The 21,967-nt window shown below is 59.8% G+C and carries 23 protein-coding genes and 1 pseudogene; 15 read left to right on the forward strand and 9 right to left on the reverse strand.

The genetic code is table 11. The annotated features are described in order from the left end of the window. Position 1 precedes the first annotated feature (1 nt). Positions 2 to 1,024: a LacI family DNA-binding transcriptional regulator gene (locus AC1DM5_RS10005; protein ID WP_113321897.1), complete on the reverse strand. Its 1,023-nt coding sequence runs from the start codon at positions 1,022 to 1,024 to the stop codon at positions 2 to 4. 119 nt (positions 1,025 to 1,143) lie between these two features. After that, positions 1,144 to 1,653, reverse strand: a complete 510-nt coding sequence (locus AC1DM5_RS10010; protein ID WP_477818191.1) for a MarR family winged helix-turn-helix transcriptional regulator — start codon at positions 1,651 to 1,653, stop codon at positions 1,144 to 1,146. A gap of 83 nt (positions 1,654 to 1,736) precedes the next feature. Between AC1DM5_RS10010 and AC1DM5_RS10015 the strand changes: the two genes are divergently transcribed. From AC1DM5_RS10015 to cysE, 5 genes and pseudogenes are all read left to right on the forward strand, one after another. Next, positions 1,737 to 2,528 (forward strand): creatininase family protein, encoded by a 792-nt coding sequence (locus AC1DM5_RS10015; protein ID WP_477818190.1) that lies wholly within the window; start codon positions 1,737 to 1,739, stop codon positions 2,526 to 2,528. Positions 2,529 to 2,671: 143 nt separating this feature from the next. Further along, complete coding sequence (locus AC1DM5_RS10020; protein WP_477818189.1) at positions 2,672 to 3,763, forward strand: CobW family GTP-binding protein; 1,092 nt, start codon at positions 2,672 to 2,674, stop codon at positions 3,761 to 3,763. Beyond that, complete coding sequence (locus tag AC1DM5_RS10025) at positions 3,763 to 4,755, forward strand: WD40 repeat domain-containing protein (RefSeq protein WP_477818188.1); 993 nt, start codon at positions 3,763 to 3,765, stop codon at positions 4,753 to 4,755. Before AC1DM5_RS10020 ends, AC1DM5_RS10025 begins: the two co-directional genes overlap by 1 nt. Before the next feature lie 4 nt (positions 4,756 to 4,759). Beyond that, positions 4,760 to 5,243, forward strand: a pseudogene (locus AC1DM5_RS10030) (N-acetyltransferase family protein). Between the two features lie 38 nt (positions 5,244 to 5,281). Further along, positions 5,282 to 6,094 carry a serine O-acetyltransferase gene (gene cysE / locus AC1DM5_RS10035; RefSeq protein WP_477818187.1) on the forward strand — a complete coding sequence of 271 codons (813 nt, stop codon included), beginning with the start codon at positions 5,282 to 5,284 and terminating at the stop codon, positions 6,092 to 6,094. A gap of 16 nt (positions 6,095 to 6,110) precedes the next feature. On the opposite strand, the gene AC1DM5_RS10040 is transcribed toward cysE, so the two are convergent. After that, the gene (locus AC1DM5_RS10040; RefSeq protein WP_477818186.1) at positions 6,111 to 7,268 is read right to left on the reverse strand and encodes a GGDEF domain-containing protein; all 1,158 of its coding nucleotides are present in this window, start codon (positions 7,266 to 7,268) and stop codon (positions 6,111 to 6,113) included. A gap of 360 nt (positions 7,269 to 7,628) precedes the next feature. On the opposite strand from AC1DM5_RS10040, the gene AC1DM5_RS10045 reads away from it, so the two are divergent. Continuing rightward, the gene (locus AC1DM5_RS10045) at positions 7,629 to 8,594 is read left to right on the forward strand and encodes an NAD-dependent epimerase/dehydratase family protein (RefSeq protein ID WP_477818185.1); all 966 of its coding nucleotides are present in this window, start codon (positions 7,629 to 7,631) and stop codon (positions 8,592 to 8,594) included. 61 nt (positions 8,595 to 8,655) lie between these two features. On the opposite strand, the gene AC1DM5_RS10050 is transcribed toward AC1DM5_RS10045, so the two are convergent. Further along, positions 8,656 to 9,246 (reverse strand): GNAT family N-acetyltransferase, encoded by a 591-nt coding sequence (locus AC1DM5_RS10050; RefSeq protein ID WP_477818184.1) that lies wholly within the window; start codon positions 9,244 to 9,246, stop codon positions 8,656 to 8,658. Between the two features lie 96 nt (positions 9,247 to 9,342). Continuing rightward, positions 9,343 to 10,476 carry an ornithine/lysine decarboxylase gene (gene odc2 / locus AC1DM5_RS10055; RefSeq protein WP_477818183.1) on the reverse strand — a complete coding sequence of 378 codons (1,134 nt, stop codon included), beginning with the start codon at positions 10,474 to 10,476 and terminating at the stop codon, positions 9,343 to 9,345. A 525-nt stretch (positions 10,477 to 11,001) separates the two neighbouring features. On the opposite strand from odc2, the gene AC1DM5_RS10060 reads away from it, so the two are divergent. From AC1DM5_RS10060 to AC1DM5_RS10070, 3 genes are all read left to right on the forward strand, one after another. After that, positions 11,002 to 11,895 (forward strand): LysR family transcriptional regulator, encoded by an 894-nt coding sequence (locus AC1DM5_RS10060; protein ID WP_007817465.1) that lies wholly within the window; start codon positions 11,002 to 11,004, stop codon positions 11,893 to 11,895. A gap of 99 nt (positions 11,896 to 11,994) precedes the next feature. Next, the gene (locus AC1DM5_RS10065; RefSeq protein ID WP_477818182.1) at positions 11,995 to 12,636 is read left to right on the forward strand and encodes a DUF1007 family protein; all 642 of its coding nucleotides are present in this window, start codon (positions 11,995 to 11,997) and stop codon (positions 12,634 to 12,636) included. Further along, positions 12,630 to 13,700, forward strand: a complete 1,071-nt coding sequence (locus AC1DM5_RS10070) for a nickel/cobalt transporter (protein ID WP_477818181.1) — start codon at positions 12,630 to 12,632, stop codon at positions 13,698 to 13,700. The genes AC1DM5_RS10065 and AC1DM5_RS10070 overlap by 7 nt, the downstream gene beginning before the upstream one ends. A 3-nt stretch (positions 13,701 to 13,703) precedes the next feature. Here the strand turns inward: AC1DM5_RS10070 and AC1DM5_RS10075 are convergent, their stop codons facing one another. The 3 genes from AC1DM5_RS10075 to AC1DM5_RS10085 all read right to left on the reverse strand — a co-directional run bounded on the left by AC1DM5_RS10075 (position 13,704) and on the right by AC1DM5_RS10085 (position 15,486). Next, positions 13,704 to 13,910 (reverse strand): hypothetical protein, encoded by a 207-nt coding sequence (locus AC1DM5_RS10075; RefSeq protein ID WP_477818394.1) that lies wholly within the window; start codon positions 13,908 to 13,910, stop codon positions 13,704 to 13,706. 86 nt (positions 13,911 to 13,996) lie between these two features. Continuing rightward, a complete protein-coding gene (locus AC1DM5_RS10080) occupies positions 13,997 to 14,716 on the reverse strand; it encodes a tellurite resistance TerB family protein (protein ID WP_477818180.1) in 720 nt (239 codons plus the stop codon). A 131-nt stretch (positions 14,717 to 14,847) separates the two neighbouring features. Then, entirely contained in the window at positions 14,848 to 15,486 is a 639-nt protein-coding gene (locus AC1DM5_RS10085) for a 2-dehydro-3-deoxy-phosphogluconate aldolase (RefSeq protein ID WP_113181532.1), read from the reverse strand. Positions 15,487 to 15,637: 151 nt separating this feature from the next. On the opposite strand from AC1DM5_RS10085, the gene AC1DM5_RS10090 reads away from it, so the two are divergent. From AC1DM5_RS10090 to trhO, 4 genes are all read left to right on the forward strand, one after another. Next, entirely contained in the window at positions 15,638 to 16,126 is a 489-nt protein-coding gene (locus AC1DM5_RS10090; protein WP_477818179.1) for a CYTH domain-containing protein, read from the forward strand. Further along, positions 16,104 to 17,012 carry a CHAD domain-containing protein gene (locus AC1DM5_RS10095; RefSeq protein WP_477818178.1) on the forward strand — a complete coding sequence of 303 codons (909 nt, stop codon included), beginning with the start codon at positions 16,104 to 16,106 and terminating at the stop codon, positions 17,010 to 17,012. The genes AC1DM5_RS10090 and AC1DM5_RS10095 overlap by 23 nt, the downstream gene beginning before the upstream one ends. A gap of 75 nt (positions 17,013 to 17,087) precedes the next feature. Continuing rightward, a complete protein-coding gene (locus AC1DM5_RS10100; RefSeq protein WP_477974952.1) occupies positions 17,088 to 17,564 on the forward strand; it encodes a VOC family protein in 477 nt (158 codons plus the stop codon). A gap of 72 nt (positions 17,565 to 17,636) precedes the next feature. Next, positions 17,637 to 18,566, forward strand: a complete 930-nt coding sequence (gene trhO, locus AC1DM5_RS10105) for an oxygen-dependent tRNA uridine(34) hydroxylase TrhO (RefSeq protein ID WP_477818393.1) — start codon at positions 17,637 to 17,639, stop codon at positions 18,564 to 18,566. Positions 18,567 to 18,638: 72 nt separating this feature from the next. Here the strand turns inward: trhO and AC1DM5_RS10110 are convergent, their stop codons facing one another. Further along, entirely contained in the window at positions 18,639 to 20,843 is a 2,205-nt protein-coding gene (locus AC1DM5_RS10110) for a bifunctional diguanylate cyclase/phosphodiesterase (protein WP_477818176.1), read from the reverse strand. Between the two features lie 181 nt (positions 20,844 to 21,024). Here AC1DM5_RS10110 and AC1DM5_RS10115 point away from each other — a divergent pair, with 181 nt between their 5' ends. Continuing rightward, on the forward strand, positions 21,025 to 21,495 hold the full coding sequence (locus AC1DM5_RS10115) for a MarR family winged helix-turn-helix transcriptional regulator (RefSeq protein WP_477818175.1): 471 nt from the start codon (positions 21,025 to 21,027) through the stop codon (positions 21,493 to 21,495). Then, the gene (locus AC1DM5_RS10120) at positions 21,492 to 21,956 is read left to right on the forward strand and encodes a hypothetical protein (protein WP_477818174.1); all 465 of its coding nucleotides are present in this window, start codon (positions 21,492 to 21,494) and stop codon (positions 21,954 to 21,956) included. Before AC1DM5_RS10115 ends, AC1DM5_RS10120 begins: the two co-directional genes overlap by 4 nt. Positions 21,957 to 21,967 lie beyond the last annotated feature (11 nt).

Here is a 21,967-nt window from a genome sequence, read left to right on the forward strand (position 1 = left end):
GTCAGGAACGCGGCCGATAAGGGCTTGTGGACTGGCGGATACGCATTTCCGGCTTGATGAGATGGATACCATCAGGCTCATGACTGCCGGCAAGCCGATCAAGTAGGGCGCGGGCGGCAAGACGTCCAACCTCCGTCTGGCCGTTCCAGACGGTGGTCAGTGCCGGCGTGGCGATCGAGGCTTCCTCCAGATCGTCATAGCCGGTCACCGAGATATCGCTGCCGGGCACGAGGCCGGCACGCGCTATGCCGTTCATAAGGCCGATCGCGACCAGATCGTTCCAGCAGACGGCCGCCGTAGGCTTCTGCGGCAGGGAAAGGAAATGCACCGCTGCCTCGAAACCGCCCTGCTTCGAGCGCGGGCCGGGAATGCGCAGGTTCGGATCGACCTCGATGCCGGCCTTGCGCAGCGCATTGACATAGCCCTGATAGCGGTCGCGCCCGGTCGAGGTCTGGTCTGTACCACCGATCATCGCGATCGTGCGATGGCCGAGGCCGATCAGGTGGTTGGTGGCAAGCGAAATGCCGTAGCTGTCGTCGCCGCGATAGGTCGGCACATCCTGGCTGTCCATGGAGCGGGCGACAAGGATCGCCGGCATGCCGTTTTCCTCAGCGAGCTGGATATCCTCCGGCGGCGTGCCGATCGCCGGCGACATGATGACCCCGTCACCACCGAGCTGCAGCAGCGTTTCGATGAAGGTGCGCTGCTTCTCGACGGAATCGTAATGATTGGAGAGAATGAAGGTGTGGCGGCTGCGATCGAGTTCGCTTTCGATCGCCTTCAGGATTTCCCCGTAGAACGGGTTCATGATGTCGTGAACGACAACACCGATAATGCCGGAGCGCGACGTGCGCAGGCTGGCGGCGCGGCGATTGTAGATATAACCGAGCGCGCGGGCCTGTTCCTTGATCTTTTCGCGGGTATTACCGGCAACCAGCGGACTGTCACGTAAGGCAAGGGAAACAGTCGCCGTTGATATGCCGAGCGTTTCGGCAATCGTCGAAAGCTTGATCTTCTGGACCACGTCTCCTCCTCCAGGCAACGCGTGAAGCTGGTCAACGGCTGCCGCAGTGCAACGACAGCCTTAAAAAGTTTAATTAAAAGATTTAAGCGGCGCAGGCAATTCGCCTTTTGAGGAAATTTTCAGTCTTCCTCATCTTCGTCGACATGCATTGCCTCCGCCTGCAGATTGGCGTCGATCGCCTTAAGCAGACGCACCAGATTGCGGATCTCCTTTTCGGAGAAATCGAGCGTCGCGAGCTTGTCGCAGGAGGAAGCCGCAAGTTCGATCCCCTGAACGCTGCCGCGGCCGAGCTCGGTGAGATAGACCTTGGTGAGGCGGGCGTCTTCGGCGTCGGGCTTGCGCTCCAGGAAGCCCTGCGCCTCCATGCGGCCGATCGTGCGGGTCATGGTAGGCGCCTTGACACCAAGCTTCTGGGCAAGCCCGCCGGCTGTCATGCCGTCGCTTTCGGAAAGGGAAATGATGACGCCATCCTGGCCGGCATAGAGACCGCTTTCGAGCAGGTTGCGCGACAGGACCGTGCGCATGGAGCGGGCAGCCTGCGTCAGAGCCGGCGAAAGATCGACAAGCGTATACTCGGTCTGGTCCTTCTTTTTCTTGCGCTTCTTGCCGTCCTTATGCTTCTTGCCCATTGCCATCCCTTTGATCTTTAAGCACTGCCCAGGCTGCGTTATGACATTGCCCATCATCTCGTCATAAACAAGAGGCAAGGCCGATGTTGGTTCCGTCGTTCCGTTTCGAGGACAATGATCCCGCACTTGCTCCAGAGGCCCGGCACCAATGGATTACGGTCCTGCCACTCGGCGCACATGAACAGCACGGTCCCCATCTGCCCTTCGAAACCGACACATTGATCGCGCAGGGCATCGTCAACAGGCTCAAAACCGCCCTTCCGGCCGGTTTGCCCGTCACCGTACTCCCTGTCGAATCGGTCGGCTACTCCTTAGAGCACATGGATGTTGAAGGAACGAAGACGCTCTCTTTTGATACAGCCGTAAAGCGCTGGCTCCATATCGCTGAAAACCTCTCGAAGCTCGGTATCCGCAAACTCGTGATGCTGAATGCCCATGGCGGCAACTCGCCACTGATGACCATCGTCGCCACGGAAGCACGCGTGCGCTTCAACATGCTGGCCGTCGCCACGAGCTGGACCCGCTTCGGCCTGCCGGAGGGTGTGATTTCGCCGGATGAAAAGGCTGTAGACATTCATGGCGGAGATATCGAAACATCTGTCATGCTGGCTCTCTATCCGGGCAGGGTGGATATGGAGAAAGCTGCCGACTTCCCTTCCAGCCAGACAGAGCTCGCCCGGCGCTTCAAGCACCTGCGCGCCTATGGCCCGCATGCCTTYGGCTGGAAGATGTCCGACCTCAACCCGCAAGGCGTTGCAGGCAATGCGAAAAAGGCAACCGCAGAAAAGGGCGAGGCGCTGATTGCCCATGCGGTCAGCGGATTGGTGGAGTTACTGCAGGATGTCGATGCTTTCGACGCAGAAACGCTGCGATGAAGGCGCGGCTTTGCACAGAAAGCAATGTGATCTTATAACATACAAAACCCTTTGAACTGCCGCTTCCAAGCGCCTATATGAAACCGACCCATTCAGGCCCCGCACTTTGCCCTCGGGGTCAATATCCTACTTTCGAGGTTCTCATGACCGACGCGATCCAGACACAGCAGAAGCCCATCCCCGTCACCGTGCTTACCGGTTATCTCGGTGCCGGCAAGACGACGCTGCTCAACCGCATCCTTTCCGAAAACCACGGCAAGAAATATGCAGTCATCGTCAATGAGTTCGGCGAGATCGGCATCGACAACGACCTGATCGTCGAATCCGACGAAGAGATCTACGAAATGAACAATGGCTGTGTGTGCTGCACGGTCCGCGGCGACCTCATCCGCGTCGTCGAAGGCCTGATGCGCCGTCCCGGCCGCTTTGACGGCATCATCGTCGAAACCACCGGCCTCGCCGATCCGGTTCCGGTTGCCCAGACCTTCTTCATGGATGATGACGTCCGCGCCAAGACCGAACTCGACGCCGTTGTTGCCCTCGTCGATGCCAAGCACCTGCCGCTGCGCCTGAAGGACAGCCGCGAGGCCGAAGACCAGATCGCCTTCGCCGACGTCGTCATCATCAACAAGACCGATCTCGTCACGCCAGAAGAACTGGCCCAGATCGAAGACATCGTGAACGCTATCAACCCGGCAGCTCGCGTCTATAAGACGAGCCGTTCCGGCGTTGATCTCGCCCGCGTTCTGGACCAGGGCGCCTTCAACCTCGAGCGCGCGCTGGAAAACGATCCGCATTTCCTCGAGCACGGCCATGACGATCATGTCTGCGGCCCGGACTGTGATCATGATCACCATGGTCATGACCACCATCATCACGATCATGACCACGACCATCAACACCATCATCATGGTGAGATGTCGGCCATCCATGACATAACGGTGCAGTCCGTTTCGCTGCGCGGCGGCGAGATGAACCCGGAGCGCTTCTTCCCCTGGATCCAGAAGATCACCCAGACGCAAGGCCCGAACATCCTGCGCCTCAAGGGCATCATCGCCTTCAAGGATGACGCCGAGCGTTATGTCGTCCAGGGCGTGCATATGATCATCGAAGGCGATCACCAGCGTCCGTGGAAGGATGGCGAAAAGCACGAAAGCCGTCTCGTCTTCATCGGTCGCGACCTTGATCGCACAAAGCTGGAAGAATCCTTCAAGGCGTGCGAGGCGACCGCCTGATGCCAACAGTTGCACCGCTTGATCTCGACGGCCACGTTCTGGCCGTCGAATTTTTAGGTGATGTCCCCTTTTTCGCGAATGCCGACGGTACCTTTCACCGGCTCAATGGCGGCGACAAGGTCATCGAAGCCCATCAGGGCATGCTGACAGCGATCCGCGACCCCTACAGCGAAAGCCTGATTTCGGGCGGCGAGGATGGCAAGGTGCTGCGCATTACCGCTGACGGCAGCGTCAGCGAAATTGCCTCGGCCCCGCGCAAATGGATTTCGCAAGTCGCCGCCGGCCCGCAGGGTGCGATCGCTTATTCCTACGGCAAGAGCACGCTCGTGCGCCTCACCGATGGCACGACGAAGGAATTTCCCGAAGAGCGCACGGTCGAAGGCATCGCCTTCGCGCCCAAGGGCCTGCGCATCGCAGCCGCCCGTTATAACGGCGTATCGCTGCATTGGGTCGGCACAAGCGCCAAGCCTGTTGATCTTGAATGGAAGGGCGCCCATACCGGCGTCACCTTCTCGCCCGATGGCAACTTCCTGGTCACATCAATGCAGGAAAATGCGCTTCACGGCTGGAAGCTCGACGTCAAGTCTGGCACCGAAGCCCGCCACATGCGCATGACCGGCTATCCGGCCAAGGTGAAGTCGCTCTCCTGGTCCGCCAAGGGCAAGTGGCTTGCCTCCTCCGGTGCGCCGGCCGCCATCGTCTGGCCCTTCCAGGGCAAGGACGGTCCGATGGGCAAGGCGCCGCTGGAACTCGGCACGCGGGCCAACATCATGGCGACTGCGGTGAAATTCCACCCGGTTGAGGATATACTCGCCATTGGCTTCATCGACGGCATGATCCTTGCCGTTCGCCTCGCCGACAGTAAGGAAGCGCTACTGCGCCGTCCCGGCAAGGGCGCCATCACCAGCATGAGCTGGAGCAAGGACGGTAAGCTTCTCGCCTTTGCTTCCGAAACCGGCGATTGCGGCGTCGTGGATATTGCGACGGCCTGATCCCATGGCTGTCGAAGCAACGGCCCTGGGTTCCAAGGACATGTATGAGGCTGCCATGGTGCGGCGCACCGCATTATGGCGCGTGATGCCGCATCTTCCCGACCTTCACACCCCCGGAGGAGGACGAGGCCTGCTGGCGAACACATCTGCTGCGAGAACACACGGTTCTCGCAGCGTTTGTCGACAGACGGCTGGCTGGCGTTATCGCCTACGGCAATGGCTGGATCGAGCAGGTCTACGTTCTGCCCGACGTCCAGGGTGTGGGAATCGGCACGACGCTTCTCTCTTCAGCAATGAATGACATGGACGATATCCGCCTCTGGACCTTCCAGCGAAATCGCCGCGCCCGTGCCTTCTATGAATCACATGGATTCTCGTCCATTGAAGAAACAGACGGCAGCGGCAACGAGGAAAGAGAGCCCGACACGCTCTATTATTGGCGCCGCCTGCCAGAACCGGTGTATGATCCCGGCCCAGCCCATCGCTGACACGCCGCCGCAAGAAGATTTTTAAGAAGGACCCGACAATGCCTGTTCCGAATAACGCTGCCGCCGATGAGCCGCGCGCATTCTGGTCCGTCTGGTCGGCAATCCGCACGGAAGCGATCGATCTGGCAGCGCGGGAACCAACCCTGCGGACACTCCTTGAAACACAAATCATCCGCACAGAAAATGACGCTGATATCATCGCGCATGTGATTTCGGCGCGCCTCTCGGTCGCGAAGGTCGATGCCGAAGACCTGTTCCAGCTATTTTACAGCACACTGCAGGAACACCCCGATATCGGTGTCGCAATCGAAGCCGATCTTTTGGCCGTGCGCGAACGAGATCCTGCCTGCACCACCTATCTGCACGCATTGTTGAACCTCAAGGGCTTTCACGCCCTGCAGACCCATCGCATTGCCCATGCCCTATGGATGGCTGGCCGTGTCGAGATTGCGAGCTGGCTTTCAAACCTCGCCTCGCTGGTCTTCGGTCCGGATATCCATCCGGCTGCACGGATCGGTTCCTCGATCATGCTGGACCATGGGTCGGGCATCGTCATCGGCGAGACGGCCGTCATCGAAGATGAAGTCTCTATCCTGCAGAACGTTACGCTCGGCGGTACGGGCAAGGAGACAGGTGATCGCCACCCGAAGATCCGCCACGGCGTGATGATCGGCGCCGGTGCAAAGATCCTCGGCAATATCGAGATCGGCGCTTTCAGCAAAATCGCGGCCGGTAGTGTCGTGCTGAAAGCAGTCCCGGCCCATTGCACGGTTGCCGGCGTTCCCGCGGCTGTCGTGCGTATTCATCGCAATGATGAAATCCCAGCCGAAACTATGGATCAAAACATCTAGAAGGGGTGGGCCCGGCTCAAGCGGCCTGCTGGTTTTCCCCTGACGCTTCGACCCGGTCGCGGCCTTGGCGTTTCGAACGGTAAAGCGCCTCATCCGCCTTCTGCACGAGCCGCTCGAAGTCCCCGTTCCCTTCCGTGCGTGTGGAAACGCCGATGCTGAGTGTCGGGAAGATCGCCAGGTCCGGCATCTGCATGACAGCTGCCGCAAAGGAAAGACGGATGCGGTTTGCGATCTCTACCGCTTCTTCCCGATCGACATTGCGGAGCACCGCCAGGAATTCATCCCCGCCTTGCCGGGCAAGCAGGTCGCAGGAACGCATGATGCCCTTCGACACTTTGGAGAAAAGTCGTAGGACCTCGTCGCCGGCGGCATGACCGTGCTGGTCGTTCAACTGCTTGAAATTGTCGATATCGATGATGAGGAGCGATACCGGCTGGCCGGCGAGCAACGGCACATGCTGGGCAAGACCGCCGCGGTTGAGCGTGCCGGTCAGGGGATCGTGATGCGCAAGCTCGATGAGCTGGTTCCGGCTCCGTTCGGCCGCCATCAGCACCATTGCCATGCTGCGAAGCATGATGAAGGCCACGGCCGATACCGCCATCCAGCTATGGATGACGCTGCTGCCGAAGGGATCCGGCCCGCCGATGTCTCGGGTTGCGGCGAGAAGGCTGCGAACCGCGAAAATCGCCGCAGTGACGACGTAAAGCCCCAGAAGAAGAGCCGCCGAATAAAGTTTCTCGCGGCGGAGAATGCCGGCTGCTTCCCTGGCGATCGTGATATCGCAGAGGCAGCAGATCACCGAGACATAGAGGAGACGCTCAGATATCGCTGCGGGATCGCTGATGAAAAGCGCCACGGGCATGCTGCCGCAGATTATCACGAGCCAGGAATAGCGCCGGTCGATGGGATGTCCCGCAAAGGCGCGGACGGCAAAGAACATCAGCATGTAGCCGACGATGGTCAGCACATTACCCGCATCGATGGAGATGTAGTAGGGAACGAGATTGCGCAGCGCGACGAGGAAGGAACCGATACCGACGAGCAGGTTGCTGGCGCCCCACCAGAGCGGCCAGCGTTCGAAGCGGCCCGTCGCATAGGCAGCGAACTGGAGAACGCTCAAAACGACGCAGCTCACCGCAACGATGAAATAGATTGTCCGCAGATCCAGCAGCATCGAGCCTATCCCGAAGTCCTACGCCACGAACCCTACAGGACACGATTTGCAGTTTGATTGGATGCTTCGCTAAAAATTTAGCGACATCTGGTTTTTCTGCATCAGGCGGCCCGTACTGTGCCGATGATGTCAACCAGCGGGCCGTGCAGCGAATCCCGATAGCCGTTGCGGGCGGAAGGACCGCTCTCCTCCAAGGTGGAGCGATGAGCTAGCGCAGCGACGCGGTGACATCAGCAGCGGAAGTCAGCGATTCACGCGGACGTGAAACTCTATGATCCGCGCACTGGCCACTTGCAGTTCCGCCAAGCGGCACGACATACTGCGCATGACCAGCCCATATGCGCATCTGGAGGAGACTGCATGGCCCGCGTGATCGTCATCGGAGCAACAGGACATGTCGGCACTTATCTCATACCCCGCCTCGTCGAGGCCGGCCATGAGGTGGTGGCGATCAGCCGCGGCGCGGCCGCGCCCTACAAGGCGCATGAAGCATGGAGTCGCGCCGATATCAGGCATATGGACCGCGCAGCGCTCGAAGCCGAAGGCCGCTTCGGCGATGCGATCCGTGCGCTGGAGGGCGAGATCGTCATCGACATGATCTGCTTCACGCCGGAAAGCAACGAACAGCTCACAATCGCGCTTGAGGGGCATGTCCGCCATTTCCTTCATACCGGCACGATCTGGACGCATGGTTTCTCAACTGTGGTCCCGACACCGGAGGAGGCGCCGAAGAAGCCCTTCGGCGACTATGGCGTGAAGAAAGCCGCGATCGAAGCCGATCTGCTACGGATGGCTCGCGAGAAGAATTTTCCGGTAACTCTCATCCATCCCGGCCATATCGTCGGCCCCGGCTGGAACCCGCTGAACCCAGCCGGCCATTTCAATCCCGAGGTTTTCACCTCGCTCGCACGTGGAGAAACGCTTGCCCTGCCGAATTTCGGCATGGAAACAGTGCATCACGTCCACGCCGACGACATCGCCGAACTTTTCATGGCCGCCATCGCAAAGCCACAGGCGGCGATCGGCGAAGCTTTCCACGCGGTATCGGAAAAGGCGGTGACGCTGCGAGGCTACGCCGAGGCAATGGCTGCCTGGTTCGGCCAGGAAGCGAAACTGGAATTCCTGCCCTATGAAGCCTGGGCGGAGAAACAGCACCCGGAGGAGGCGAAAGCCACCTGGGAACATATCGCCCGCAGCCCCAACTGTTCGATGGAAAAAGCCCGCCGGCTGCTCGGGTTCACACCGCGGCACAGCTCGCTGCAAGCCGTGCAGGAAGCCGTCCGCTGGCTGATCGACAATGGCCGCGTCGAGGCAAAGGCTCCCTAGCCTTCAGTGATAGCCCCTAAACAAAAAAGCCCCTCCCGGAGAATGGGAGGGGCTTTGCCGATCAGGCCGCCTTCCGGACCGGCGCTCCGGCCAGCATGCGTCCCGAAGGAACGATCATGCCGGCCGCGCCGCCAAGCCAGCCCTCGACGAGCTCAAGCGCCAGAAAGCGCGAGCGTTCGAAGGGGCCGGGCATGACAAGGTGACGAGCCTTCTCGGCAAAAAAGCCGAAACGCTCGTAGTAGTCCGCATCGCCGACGAGCAGGATCGCGCCGTGGCCGCGGTTCTTTGCTTCGAGGATCGCCGCACGCATCAGCGCAGAGCCGATGCCCTTGCCGCCATGCTTGCCATCGACGGCGAGCGGGCCGAGCAGCAGCGCGTCGAGCGGCGTACCCTCGTAGTTGATACCGGCTTCGACATTCCAGAGGCGCACCGTGCCGATCGCATGGCCGTCGCGGTCGCGCGCGACCAGCGCCAGGCCTTCGGCCGGCACACGGTTGCGGCGGATCATCTCAGACGACTTCTTGCGGCGATCCGGACCCATGACGCGATCGAGCAGGGTTTCGCGAGCGACGACGTCGGACGGATTTTCCGCGTCGATGGTGAAAGTAACAGGCGCAAAGAATGCGCGGACAGAATCAAGAACAGCGGCCATCTTGGCCTCCCGTACCCAATACCGTTATCAGCGGTGATGACTGGAAATTGTGAAGTTGCCGCCCCGGCTGGTTACGGGGCTAGCAGAAACAAGACCTTAGATGACGTAGGCCTTCAGCGGCTCGAAGCCGTTGAACGCAACTGCCGAGTAGGTCGTCGTGTAGGCGCCAGTGCCTTCGATCAGAACCTCGTCGCCGATCGTCAGAGACATCGGCAGCGGATAGAGGTTCTTTTCATACAGCACGTCGGCCGAATCGCAGGTCGGGCCGGCGATCACGCAGGGCTCCATCTCGTCGCCGTCACGCTCGGTGCGGATCGGGTAGCGAATGGCTTCGTCCATCGTTTCGGCGAGACCGCCGAACTTGCCGATGTCGAGGAAGACCCAGCGCGCGTCGTCATTGTCCGACTTCTTGGAAATCAGCACGACTTCAGCCTTGATGACGCCTGCATTGCCGACCATGCCGCGACCTGGTTCGATGATCGTCTGCGGGATCTGGTTGCCGAAATGCGTGCGCAGCGCCTGGTAGATCGACTTGCCGTAAGCTTCTGCGGACGGAACATCGCGCAGATACTTGGTCGGGAAGCCGCCGCCCATGTTGACCATCTGCAGGTGGATGCCCTGCTTGGCAAGCTGGACGAAGACGCGCTTGGCATCGGCAAGAGCCGAATCCCAGGCATCGACCTTGGTCATCTGCGAGCCGACATGGAACGAGACGCCGTAGGACTGCAGGCCGAGCTGATGAGCGTAGACGAGAACGTCGACGGCCATCTGCGGAACGCAGCCGAACTTGCGCGACAGCGGCCATTCAGCGCCTTCACCATCGGTCAGGACGCGGCAGAAAACGCGCGCACCCGGAGCTGCACGGGAAATCTTCTCGACTTCTTCGTGGCTGTCGACGGCGAAGAGGCTGACGCCGAGTGCATGCGCACGGGCGACGTCGCGTTCCTTCTTGATCGTGTTACCGTAGGAAATACGGGCTGCGGTCGCACCGGCTTCGAGCGCCATTTCGATTTCTGCGACGGACGCGCAATCGAAGTTGGAGCCGAGGCCTGCAAGCAGCTTCAGCACTTCCGGAGCCGGGTTGGCCTTGACGGCATAGTAGATGGCGCTGTCCGGCATGGCGTGACGGAAGGCGTGAAAATTGTCGCTGATGACGTCGAGGTCAACCACGAGGCAGGGACCGTCGGGACGTCGGGTTGCGAGAAAGTCGCGGATGCGCTGGGTGGTCATATTGATTCCCTCTTCCAATTCCAGAGCTCCGGCATCAACCGGAGGACAAAGGGCATGCAAGAACCGCTCAGGAACCAGCCGGTGGAGACCCCGGATCCTTGACGGCGCTTGATGCGCGAATAGTGAACCAACGCCGCGAATGCGGTATAGGTTCGGCTTTGTCTGCCATGGATTGGAGGGAATATCCCTGCCGCACTTCCGGCAATGAAGGTGTGCCTCTTCAGTAACCCCCGCGGATGGAAAGCAGGGAGAGAACAAAAAGGCCCGCACCGTCGTTGCTTCAGGCGTCCTCGCATTTTCCGGTTGGCCGGAATAGCGACTGGAGGGGTTAATTCCAGGTACCTTACCGATTTCCTCACCAATTCGAGGGTTCGGCGGACACCCATGGGCACGTGCGACTTTGGGCTGAGGTGGAAATAAGAATATTCGCCGACATAATCAAGAGAATTTTTGATCACGCCCCAAAAAATAAATTGAACACAACAGCCAGATTTGTTCAATATTCTGAAACAGATCGGAGGAATCATGGACACGCTGACCCGCATACGCGCCTTCATCGATGTGGTCGAAGCGGAAGGTTTTTCCGCCGCAGCTCGGCGCACCGGCCGCTCCAAGGCGCTGCTCTCCAAATATGTACGCGAACTGGAGGACGAACTCGGCGCCTTGCTGCTCAATCGCACCACCCGTCAGTTCTCGATGACCGAGGCCGGACACACCTATTATCGCACGGCGTCCGACATCCTGAAGGAGATCGATAACCTCGCCGACCTCGTGCGCGAGAATAATGCGCAGCTGAAGGGCCGCCTGAAGGTCTCTGTGCCGCGCACCTTCGTCGATGCCGATGTCGGCCAATCGTTAATCGATTTCGCCAAGGAAAATCCAAACCTGCAGCTGGAGATCGCCGCGGACGACCGATTCGTCGACCTGATCGAGGAAGGCTTCGACGTCGCGGTCCGCGTCACCAAACTCGAGGATTCCGGTATGATCGCCCGCAAGATCTCCGATTTCCGCGTCCATATCTGCGCCACGCCGGAATTCCTCGAGCGCTACCCCAATATCGAGCACCCGAGCGATATCTCCAACGTGCCCTTCATCGTCGATACCAATTCCCGCAACCAGGCGAGCATCCGCTTCTACAATCCCGACAGCACCTCCTTTGCGGTCGCCGTTTCCGGCCCGATGGAAGTCAACAGCCCGCACGCGACACTGCGCGCCGCGCTGTCAGGGATCGGCATTGCGCTGATTCCAGACTTCATCGCTCGCAAACCGATCGAGGACGGCAGGCTGGTGACGTTGTTCAACGACTATATTCCGACTGACCGCGGCATCTATGCCGTCTATCCGCACCGCCGTTATCTGCCGGCAAAGGTCAGGATCTTCGTGGACTACCTCCACAACTGGTTCAAGAAACATCCCTGAAGCGAGCCGGATGCGCGCCCAAGCGTCGCAGGGGCGGTCCCAATTCCGTCCCATTTTCTGGTGAGAAATCAACCCAACCGAACAGGGCAGCGGGTAAGCATGAAAAGATCGACACTTCTGACGGCTGGGCTTCTTTCGCTCGCCCCCGCCACCGCCTTCGCCCATCCGCATATCTTCGTGGAAGCGCGGCTGGAAGTTGTCGCAGCACCCGACGGCAGCATTCAGGAACTGCGCAATGTCTGGCGCTTCGACGAGGTCTTCTCCTCTTCGGTCGTCATGGATTTCGACAAGAACACCGATCTGAAGCTGGAGCCGAACGAACTTGCCGAGGTCGGCAAGACGGTCCGGGATTCGCTTGCCGACTACGATTACTACATGAACCTGACGATCAACGGGAAGAACATCACCGTCCAGAAGCCCGACATCATCCACGTCGACTACAAGGAAGGTCAGCTTCTGATGTTTTTTGCGGTCAAACCGGTCGAAAAGATGCCGCTGAAGGGCAAGCTGACCTTTGGCGTCTATGATCCGACGCTCTACACCTCGATCGACTTCCCGACCGACAACGAACTCGCCATAGTCGGCGACGGCTTCAAGGCCTGCAAGCACGCGGTCGTGCGCCCGGACGCAGACGAGGTGATCTCTGAAAACAAGCAGTCGCTGACCGACGCTTTCTTCAACGATCCGACCGGTACCAATATGTCGAAACTCTTTGCCACGCGGCTGGAGGTCTCATGCTGATAAAGCGCCCGCCCCTCGCCCTGCTTGCGCTCGCTGTCATGGCCGTCGCTGCCCATGCGCAATCGCCGCTCGGCATCGGCACGGCCGAGCCGAGCTTCCAGCCGACGGGCGGACCGCTGGCGCCGCTTTTCCTCTATGTGAATTACGAGCAGCAGGCCTTCTATCGTGCGCTGACTGGCGCGCTGAAGGAGATGCGCCAGGATCCTTGGCAGCTTTCCTCGCTGATCGGCCTTTCCTTTGCCTATGGCGTCTTTCATGCCGCCGGCCCCGGCCACGGCAAGGCTGTGATCTCGTCCTACATGATCGCCAACGAAATCGAGCTTCGACGTGGCGTCGTCATCTCCTTCATCTCAGCCTTCGTCCAAGGCGTCATGGCCGTCGTCCTCGTCGGCGGCGCGTGGCTGGTGCTGCGCGGCACCGGCATCACGCTGACCATGGCAACACACGCCATGGAAATCGCAAGCTTCGTGATGGTCATCCTCTTCGGTGGCTGGCTGCTCTTCCGCAAGCTGCGCTCGATGGCCGGCAGCCTGCCACGCCGTCGGCTCATGGCAACGCCGGCCGGGCCTGTCAGCATGATGCTGGACTGGAAGGACAATGCCGCCGAACGCCAGAGCGCCAATTTCAGCTTCAACGGCAAGGCGCAGGCCGTGGACCTCGGCCATACCTATGTGCCCGGCATGGTCTGCGAGACCTGTGGCAATTCACACCTGCCCGATCCCTCGCTGGTCAGCGGCGACAAGTTCAGCGCGCGTGAGGCATGGTCTGCAGTGATCGCTGTGGGCTTGCGCCCCTGCTCCGGCGCATTGCTGGTTATGACCTTCTCACTGCTGAACGGGCTTTATCTTGGCGGCGTGCTCTCGGTCGTCGCCATGTCGCTCGGCACCGCTATTACCGTTGCAATTCTTGCCACGCTCGCCGTCACTGCCAAGAGCACGGCGGTGCGCCTCTCCGGCCGCGGCTCGTCCGCCTCCGTCTGGATCGGCAATGCGATCGAGATATCAGGTGCAATTCTTGTAATCTTGATGGGTGTATTGCTGCTCGGAGCCTCCCTGCAGGGATAGGCTTCAGGGCTTTCTGCTGCGCTGATAGCGCGCCCGCAGCCAGAATATGCCGAAGAAACACATCAGCAGGCAGACGCCGACGATGACCGCCAAAGTCGGCGAGAAACCGCCGATCCACAGCACGATGGTCGGCAGGAAATAGATCACCAGCCCGGCAGAAAACAGAATGATAGCGGCGGCAATCGCCTGCGAACGGCTTTCCGGGCTCATGGACATGCTCACTCCTCTTGTCCGGGAGTGGATAGGCCAGCCGCTTCGCAAAGGCAACTGGCCCCAGGATCACTGTACCGCTGACATCACTGAGAGAGGGTGACCTTGGCGGAGGAAACCGTCGCCTCGATATGATCGACGAGCTGATCGGGAAGACCGAGCCTGCCCGCAAGCAGATCGAGATAGCCGCGTTCGGCACGCGAATCCGGTTCGATCGTCAGGCGCGACGCCGTATAGAGCTCAACCTTCTGTTCCTCTGTCACTGCGGCTGCGACGAGCGCATCGATGTCCGTCGGCTCCGAAAGCTCGCGTTCGATGAAGCTCGCCGCCTCCCCGCTGACATCGGCAGCCTTGACCTTGTCCATGATGAGCGTGCGTTCCGCGTCGTCGATATGGCCATCGGCCTTGGCCGCAGCAATCATGGCGCGGATGAGGATGAGCACGAATTCATTGCTGGTCGCCGGTGAGGCCGAGCCGAAGCCGGATTCGGCAGGCGGCGGCAGGAGAACGGGATTGTTCGCCGTTGGCGCATCGGAGGGTGCTGCGGGCGCCTGTCCGGCCTGATAGTTCTTCCAGGCCTGGTAGCCGAGACCTGCGATGGCTGCGAGACCACCAATGGCGACAGCATTGCCTGCGATGCTGCGTCCAGTCTTGGTGCCGAGAAGCACGGCGGCAAGCGCGCCGGCCTTCAACGGATTGTCTTTGGCCACCTGGATCGCATCGCCTGCCCGGTCGCGCACGCTGCCGCCCACGCCCGGCACCTGCGATCCCAGAAACTGGTCGAGTAGCTTCTTTGCGTCGAACATGTCCTCATCTTCTCCCTGTTCTAGAGGCTCGAGGAGAACATAGGTTTGCGACTGCCGAAATACAAACGAGGGTGGCGCGGCCACCCTCGTTCAAAAACTGTCAGCTTTAAAAACCGGCAAGCTTTGAGAGCTCAGCCCTTCAGCGCGAACGCTTCGGAGGCGAGTTTGGTGATGCCTGCCCAGTCGCCCGCAGCAACCAGTTCCTTCGGCGCGACCCACGAACCGCCGACGCAGATGACGTTCGGCAGCGACAGATAGTCATTGGCATTCTTCAGCGAGATGCCGCCGGTCGGGCAAAAGAACGTGCCAGCAAGCGGCGAGGAAAGCGCCTTGAGATAGGCAGCACCACCGGCCTGTTCGGCCGGGAAGAACTTCAGCACCTGATAGCCTTCTTCGCGCAGTGCCATGACTTCGCTCGCGGTGGCGGCGCCAGGAAGCAGCGGCACCGGAGAATCGGCTGCGGCATCCAGAAGCTCCTGGGTCGTACCGGGGCTGACGATGAACTTGGAGCCTGCCTGCACGGCGGCTTCCCAGTGGGCGGCGTTGAGGATCGTGCCGGCGCCGACTTCAGCACCCTCTACTTCAGCGGCAACCGCGCGCACGGCATCGAGAGCGGCCGGGGTGCGCATCGTGATCTCGATGGCCTTCAGACCGCCGGCAACGAGGGCTCGAGCGAGAGACACGGCCGACTTCGCGTCCTCGACGATCAGGACCGGAACGACGGGCTGGAGTTTCAGGATGGAAAGGAGTTTTTCTGTCTTCTCGCCCATGGCCACGGTTCCCTTAAACGATTGAAATCGGTTTTCGAATAGCGCCCTCACAGAGGCTTGTCGAGATAAAACCGGCCCCTGCGACAAGCCGGGTATTAAATCATAATAAATTGGGGTACCGTGCGACGATCGTCACAAAAGGTTCATTTGCATGGCGAAAGAGATCGAACGGAAGTTCCTCGTACGCGGCGAAGCATGGCGCTCTGCCGTAGAGTCCAAGTCGGTCCTGAAACAGGGCTATGTAGCCTCGATGGATGATCGCTCTGTGCGGATTCGTATCCTTGATGAGAAGACCGCGCGGCTGACGATGAAAATCGGCCGCGGCACCCTCACCCGCGATGAATTCGAATACGAGATCCCTGTCTCCGACGCCGACGAACTGTTGGAAAACGCCATCGGTATCGTCATCGAAAAGACGCGTTACCGCGTCCCCTATGAAGGTTTCGTCTGGGAAGTCGATGTCTTTGCCGGCGCCCATCGCGGCCTCGTCATCGCCGAAGTCGAGATGCAGGCCGAAACTGACAATCCTCCCCTGCCCGCCTGGCTCGGCCGCGAGGTCACGGGCGATTTCCGCTATTCCAATCAGGCGCTGGCCACAGAATTTGAGCACGACAGGCATGGGCTATCGCATACGGCCTGAGGCCGACTTTACCGACGAGTTCCGAAGCGCCGCTGAGGAGCAGCTGAAGCGCGCCATCACCGTTCTCGACAAGCGGCCGGAAGGCGCCCATGAGGCGATCCACGCCTTCCGCAAGAGGATCAAGCGGCTGCGTTCGCTTTATCGTCTTGTGTCCCGCGAAGTGCCGGAATTCCAGAAGCAGGAAAATGCCCGTCTGAGAGAAACGGCACGGTCGCTGTCGGCCATCCGCGATGCCGCGGCAATCGTCGGTACCGCCCGCTACCTGCAGGACAATGCTCGCAATCTGGAAGAGGCCGAGGCGCTCGGCCGTATCGTTTCCATTCTGGAAGCCCGGCGCGACTGGATGGCGGAAGCCGAAAGCGGCCTTGAGGAAAGGCTGCATGATGCTGCCGGCAAGTTGCGGGAAGCGATCGCGGCACTCGACGATGTCGCCTTCGACAAGAGCCACCGCAAGAATGCCCGTATGCTGGCAAAAAGCTGGCGCAGGACGGCATCGCGCGCCAGAGAAGCGCTTGATGCCTGCCAAGAGGACACAGCGGCCGGAGATTTCCACGAGCTGCGCAAGCGCACTTACGATTATCGCCTCTATCACGCGCTTCTGCGCGATCTCTGGCCAAGCGCCATGAAGGCCAAGCGCGACTTCGCCAAGGATCTTGTTGAACGTCTCGGCCATATCAACGATCTCGCCGTGCTTTCAGGCCTCGTGGAGGCAGAACCACAACTCTTCACCCGCAACGACGATCTCGCCCATCTGCTGGATGCCATCATCTTCCGCCAGCAGGAAGATCGGCGCGAAGCGTTGAGCGACGCCGAAACGCTCTATGGCGATGATCCTGACGATGAGGCGCAGCGTCTGGAATTGCTTTGGGTGTCTATCGGCAATTGACGCATTTGATCTGTTGACCTCAACTATACTTGAGGTCCTAGCCTCGACCCGGTCAATGAACCGATCGAGGAAAATATGTCTGCAGACAATGCCACGACGCCCCAGATCCAGGGCATCTACGAAACCCATCTCACCGTCGCCGATCTGAAGACCTCCATTCCTTTTTACCGCGATATTCTCGGACTGGAACTCGCCGCCGAATTTCCCGAGCGTCGCATTGCCTTCTTCTGGGTGAACGGCAAGAAGAACGCCATGCTCGGCCTCTGGGAAACCGGCACCGGCCCCTTGAAGATGCGCCTGCACATGGCGTTCCGCCTGTCGCAGGAAGAAATGATGCGGGTGCCGGCGCTGCTACTCCACAAGGGCCTGAAGCGGCATGGCTTTCACGGCGAGCCGATCACCGAACCGATCGTCATCGGCTGGGTGCCGGCGCTGTCGCTCTATTTCAACGATCCCGATGGACATTCGATCGAATTCCTGAGCGTGCTCGACGAAGAGCCGGATGCCGCGTTTGGCATGCGGTCCCACGCCGAATGGAAGGCGCGCGGATAGGCCACAATCCCACAATGCCGTCCTTGCGTAATGTCATTGCGCAGGGACGGCATATTCTGTATTTCCACCCGCATGACCGACAATGCGACCCAAACAAGCCCCTTCCTGGTGGCAGCGCTCTATCATTTCGTATCCCTGCCGCGCTTCGAGAGCCTGCAGGCGCCGTTGCAGGCGCTCTGCGAGGAGAATGGCGTGAAGGGTACGTTGCTTCTGGCCCACGAAGGCATCAATGGCACGATTGCAGGACCGGATGCCGGCATCCATGCCGTCCTCTCCTTCCTGCGCGCACAGCCGGAATTTGCCGCCTTGGAGCACAAGCAAAGCCGCGCGTCCAAAATGCCCTTCCTGCGCATGAAGGCGAAGCTGAAAAAAGAAATCGTCACCATGGGCGTCAAGAATATCGACCCCAACAACGTGGTTGGGACCTATATCGATCCAAGTGACTGGAATGCCCTGATCTCCGATCCCGATACGATCGTCATCGACACCCGCAACGACTACGAGACGGCAATCGGCACATTCCGCGGCGCGGTTGACCCCAAGACCAAGACCTTCCGTGAGTTTCCGGACTGGGTGCGCAACAATCCCGGGCTGCACAACAAACCGAAGATCGCCATGTACTGCACCGGCGGCATCCGCTGCGAGAAGGCAACGGCCTTCATGAAGGAACAAGGCTTCGAAGAGGTTTATCACCTCAAGGGCGGCATCCTGAAATATCTGGAGGAAGTGCCGCAGGAAGAAAGTCTTTGGGACGGGGCATGCTTCGTTTTCGATGAGCGCGTTTCAGTGGAGCATGGTTTGAAGGAAGGCGAGCACAAGCTCTGCCACGCCTGCCGCAACCCGATTATGGCAGAAGAGGTCACCTCGCCCTATTACGAGGAAGGCGTTTCCTGCAGCAACTGCTACCATACGCGCAGTGAAGAAGACCGCCTGCGCTATCGTCAGCGCCAGCACCAGATCGCGCTCGCCAAGAAGCGCGGCCAGAAGCATATCGGCACGTAGAGCAATTCCAGCAAAACTGCGTGGCGGTTTTGCGTCCGGAATTGCATGAAAACAAAGAGATAGAGCGACGTTTTAGCCTGCGATCCGGCGCAGGACCCGGGCTTCGCGGCGCTCCTGCAATAGGCCATTGATCTGGTCGGCGGCCATGGGCTTGCCGAAGAAATAGCCCTGCAGACTGTCGCAGCCAAAGAGGCGGAGCGCGACAGCCTGCTCTTCCGTCTCGATGCCCTCCGCGGTGACGGGGATATCCAGCGCACGCGCAAGTGCGACCGTCGCCTGCAGCATTTCGCGCTGCCGGCTGTCGCCGGTAATATCGGTCACGAGCGAGCGGTCGATCTTGATGCGGTCGAAGCCGAACTGCCGCAGGTAGCCGATCGAAGAAAAGCCGGAGCCGAAGTCGTCGAGCGCCACCTTGACGCCGAGCGACTTCAGTCGCTCGATCGATTGGCGCGTGCGCTGCGGATTTTGGATCATGTAGCCTTCGGTGATTTCCAGCGTGACGCGGCTCGCCTCGATCTCCGTCTGCTTCAGCACATAGCGAACATAATCGGTGAAGGCCGGATTGCGGAACTGGCCTGGTGAAACGTTCACCGAGATCTTCAGCTCCGGCCATTGCTTTGCCGTTTCGCAGGCCTTGCGCAGCACGAAAAGGCCAAGGGATTCGATGAGCCCGCTGGTCTCTGCGATCGGAATGAAAACTTCAGGCGAAACCGGACCGTGGCCCGGCCGGTTCCAGCGCACCAGTGCCTCCACGCCATTCATCTCATGCGTCGCGGCATCGACGAGCGGCTGATAGGCAAGCGTGAGATCGCCGCTTTCGATCGCCATGCGCAGATCGAGCTCCAGCGCATTGCGCTGCGCGCGATCGGTATCCATGGCCGGATCGTAGAGCGTCATGCGGGCGCGGCCGGCTTCCTTGGCCTTATACATGGCAAGGTCGGCCCGGCGTACCAATTCCTCCCGGTCGATCGAACCGAGCGATGACATGGCGATGCCGATGCTGGCGCCGACCACGACGATACGACGGCCGACTTCGAGCGGTTCGGCAAGGAAATCGAGGATCTGCTCCGCAAGCTGCAGTGCGGCCGCATTCTCCGCATCCGAAAGGAATGCGATTGCAAACTCATCACCGCCGATGCGCGCGAGCACCGCATCATCAGGGATCAGCACGTCCAACCCTGCCGCGACAGCGCGGATCAGTTGGTCGCCGGTGCCGTGCCCATAACTGTCGTTGACTTCCTTGAAGCCGTCGAGATCGAGATAGAGCAGCAGGACGTTCCGCTTCGTCTGCTGGGCTTCCGCAACGAAGCTGTCGACGGCAAGCCCCAGGCCATCGCGATTGGAAAGGCCGCTCAGGCGATCGCGAAGTGCTTCTTCCCGCGCACTGTTTTCCTCCGCCTTCAGGCGCCGACCGGCCAGCCAGCCGATGATGAGGAGGACGACGAAAAACAGGCCGACCAGACCAAGCGCCTGGATGACCATGGGCCTGACCTGCGCATAACCGATATCGCCGGGCGAACGCGACACCCAGACAAGCTTGCCAAGAACCGCGCGAGCAGGATCTGCAATTTCCACCGAATAGGCCGAGGCAAAATCCGCAGGCACCAGCCGCAATCCATTCAGCACGTAAGTGGTGCCGAGAGCAGATATTTTTGCATCATCGAGATGCCGGGCGAAAATCAGATAACGATGCTGACCGGCAGGCATATCAAGCTCACCGGACTTCTCTCGCACCAGCGCGATACCGACGGCGGCAATGCCTCTGGCGGTCTTGATGAAACCGATGGCTTCCGGCTTCTCGCCGGCATCAGGTGCACGAACCTTGTCCAGAAGCCGCCAAAGCGAGGGGGAGAAGAAATCACTGACCGACATCTGCATTGGCAAACCGTCCTGATAGGACATGACGGTTTTCTTCTGGTCGTCAATGACGATGGCCATATCGAAGAGAGGGCTATTGAGGGACATCTCGCCGTAATTGCTGATCGTCCACGCCATGCCCTCCGGCTGATAGACATTGGCAGCCGCATCATCCCAGGCGGCATAGTCGTCAAGCGTGGCGGCAAGCTGATCTTCGAAGGTCTTGAGCGCCCCGACGGTGGTTTCACGCGAGCGCTCGTCGTCGAGCACATTGGCATTTTCCGAGACGCGCTCCAGCGCCGTCAGAACCATGATGGTGACAACTGCGACAATGACCGCAAAGGAAAAAAGCACGCCAGTAACCGTGGTATGGCGGCCTAAACCTGATCCGTTGCTTTTAGACCTCAAGACTGCCGGCAATTCATACAACTCCCCGTTCGAGAAATCTTCGCAGTCAAGGGTCAAGAAACGCTTAAGATCATGGGAACTATCGAGAATCCGGCTCAGGATTTACCTGAATACCGCATGTTTTCGCAAATTGACAACTAGTTTCCAATAATGGTAACTAGTTTTCATTATTGGAAACGGAGAATTGCGAATTTTGAAGCGCACAATCGAAGCCGATCTGCTGACGGACATTATGCTGATGGTCTTCCGCATCAACGGACGACTGTTGGATGGCGGCGACCGGCTGGGCGCATCGCTGAACCTCACCAGTGCCCGCTGGCAGGTACTCGGAGCAATTTCGCTGTCCCCAGGTCATATCACGGTGCCCGGAATTGCAGAGATGATGGGCATGACCCGTCAGGGCGCCCAAAAGCAGGTGAACAAGCTCGAGGAAGACGGCTTCATCGAAAAGCGGCCCAACCCGCGCCATCAGCGCTCGCCCTTCTATGTGCTGACACCGCAAGGCACTGAAAGCTATGCGCGGATATCAGCGCTTCATACCGGCTGGGCCAATGCGCTGGCCAGGGGACTAAATGCGCCGGAATTGCGGGCGGCGCTCGATCTCCTGAACAGGTTCGACCAACGGCTGGCGCTGGACGCCACGGAAAGCGAGGAGCAGAGATGAAAACGATCGTTCATGCCGGCGCAGGCACTCTTGCCATGATCCTGATTGCGGTTTTTCTGACCGCAACGCTGATCTCCGAATTTCTTCTGGATACGACTGCTATTCTTACCGTTAAGAAAGCGATCCTTGCCGGTCTCTGTCTGCTGATCCCGATGCTCGCAATGTCAGGCGGCAGCGGATTTTCGCTTGCCAGAGGCCGTCATTCGCCGGCTATCGAAAGGAAACGCGGACGCATGAAGATCATCGCCGCAAACGGGCTGCTGATCCTGCTGCCCCTGGCAATCCTGCTTTACCTTCGCGCGGCGGCAGGTCTGTTTGACGGTGTTTTCTATGCCATGCAGACGTTCGAAGTTCTGGCTGGCTCCGCGCAGCTGACGCTACTTGCCCTCAATTTCCGCGACGGGCGGAAAATGACGAGAGGAAAACGTCTCGCCGCGGCAAAGACGTTGAACGCGATCTGAATCGGCAGGGC

It is taken from the genome of Rhizobium sp. 01T437, assembly GCF_056398505.1.

What these genes read in the sequence shown, in the direction of transcription:
- AC1DM5_RS10010 (WP_477818191.1), bottom strand. Translation starts at nt 1,653, where the DNA reads ATGGGCAAGAAGCATAAGGACGGCAAGAAGCGCAAGAAAAAGAAGGAC.
- AC1DM5_RS10020 (WP_477818189.1), top strand. Translation starts at nt 2,672, where the DNA reads ATGACCGACGCGATCCAGACACAGCAGAAGCCCATCCCCGTCACCGTG.
- AC1DM5_RS10025 (WP_477818188.1), top strand. Translation starts at nt 3,763, where the DNA reads ATGCCAACAGTTGCACCGCTTGATCTCGACGGCCACGTTCTGGCCGTC.
- cysE (WP_477818187.1), top strand. Translation starts at nt 5,282, where the DNA reads ATGCCTGTTCCGAATAACGCTGCCGCCGATGAGCCGCGCGCATTCTGG.
- AC1DM5_RS10040 (WP_477818186.1), bottom strand. Translation starts at nt 7,268, where the DNA reads ATGCTGCTGGATCTGCGGACAATCTATTTCATCGTTGCGGTGAGCTGC.
- AC1DM5_RS10045 (WP_477818185.1), top strand. Translation starts at nt 7,629, where the DNA reads ATGGCCCGCGTGATCGTCATCGGAGCAACAGGACATGTCGGCACTTAT.
- AC1DM5_RS10050 (WP_477818184.1), bottom strand. Translation starts at nt 9,246, where the DNA reads ATGGCCGCTGTTCTTGATTCTGTCCGCGCATTCTTTGCGCCTGTTACT.
- odc2 (WP_477818183.1), bottom strand. Translation starts at nt 10,476, where the DNA reads ATGACCACCCAGCGCATCCGCGACTTTCTCGCAACCCGACGTCCCGAC.
- AC1DM5_RS10060 (WP_007817465.1), top strand. Translation starts at nt 11,002, where the DNA reads ATGGACACGCTGACCCGCATACGCGCCTTCATCGATGTGGTCGAAGCG.
- AC1DM5_RS10065 (WP_477818182.1), top strand. Translation starts at nt 11,995, where the DNA reads ATGAAAAGATCGACACTTCTGACGGCTGGGCTTCTTTCGCTCGCCCCC.
- AC1DM5_RS10070 (WP_477818181.1), top strand. Translation starts at nt 12,630, where the DNA reads ATGCTGATAAAGCGCCCGCCCCTCGCCCTGCTTGCGCTCGCTGTCATG.
- AC1DM5_RS10075 (WP_477818394.1), bottom strand. Translation starts at nt 13,910, where the DNA reads ATGAGCCCGGAAAGCCGTTCGCAGGCGATTGCCGCCGCTATCATTCTG.
- AC1DM5_RS10080 (WP_477818180.1), bottom strand. Translation starts at nt 14,716, where the DNA reads ATGTTCGACGCAAAGAAGCTACTCGACCAGTTTCTGGGATCGCAGGTG.
- AC1DM5_RS10085 (WP_113181532.1), bottom strand. Translation starts at nt 15,486, where the DNA reads ATGGGCGAGAAGACAGAAAAACTCCTTTCCATCCTGAAACTCCAGCCC.
- AC1DM5_RS10090 (WP_477818179.1), top strand. Translation starts at nt 15,638, where the DNA reads ATGGCGAAAGAGATCGAACGGAAGTTCCTCGTACGCGGCGAAGCATGG.
- AC1DM5_RS10095 (WP_477818178.1), top strand. Translation starts at nt 16,104, where the DNA reads ATGGGCTATCGCATACGGCCTGAGGCCGACTTTACCGACGAGTTCCGA.
- AC1DM5_RS10100 (WP_477974952.1), top strand. Translation starts at nt 17,088, where the DNA reads ATGTCTGCAGACAATGCCACGACGCCCCAGATCCAGGGCATCTACGAA.
- trhO (WP_477818393.1), top strand. Translation starts at nt 17,637, where the DNA reads ATGACCGACAATGCGACCCAAACAAGCCCCTTCCTGGTGGCAGCGCTC.
- AC1DM5_RS10120 (WP_477818174.1), top strand. Translation starts at nt 21,492, where the DNA reads ATGAAAACGATCGTTCATGCCGGCGCAGGCACTCTTGCCATGATCCTG.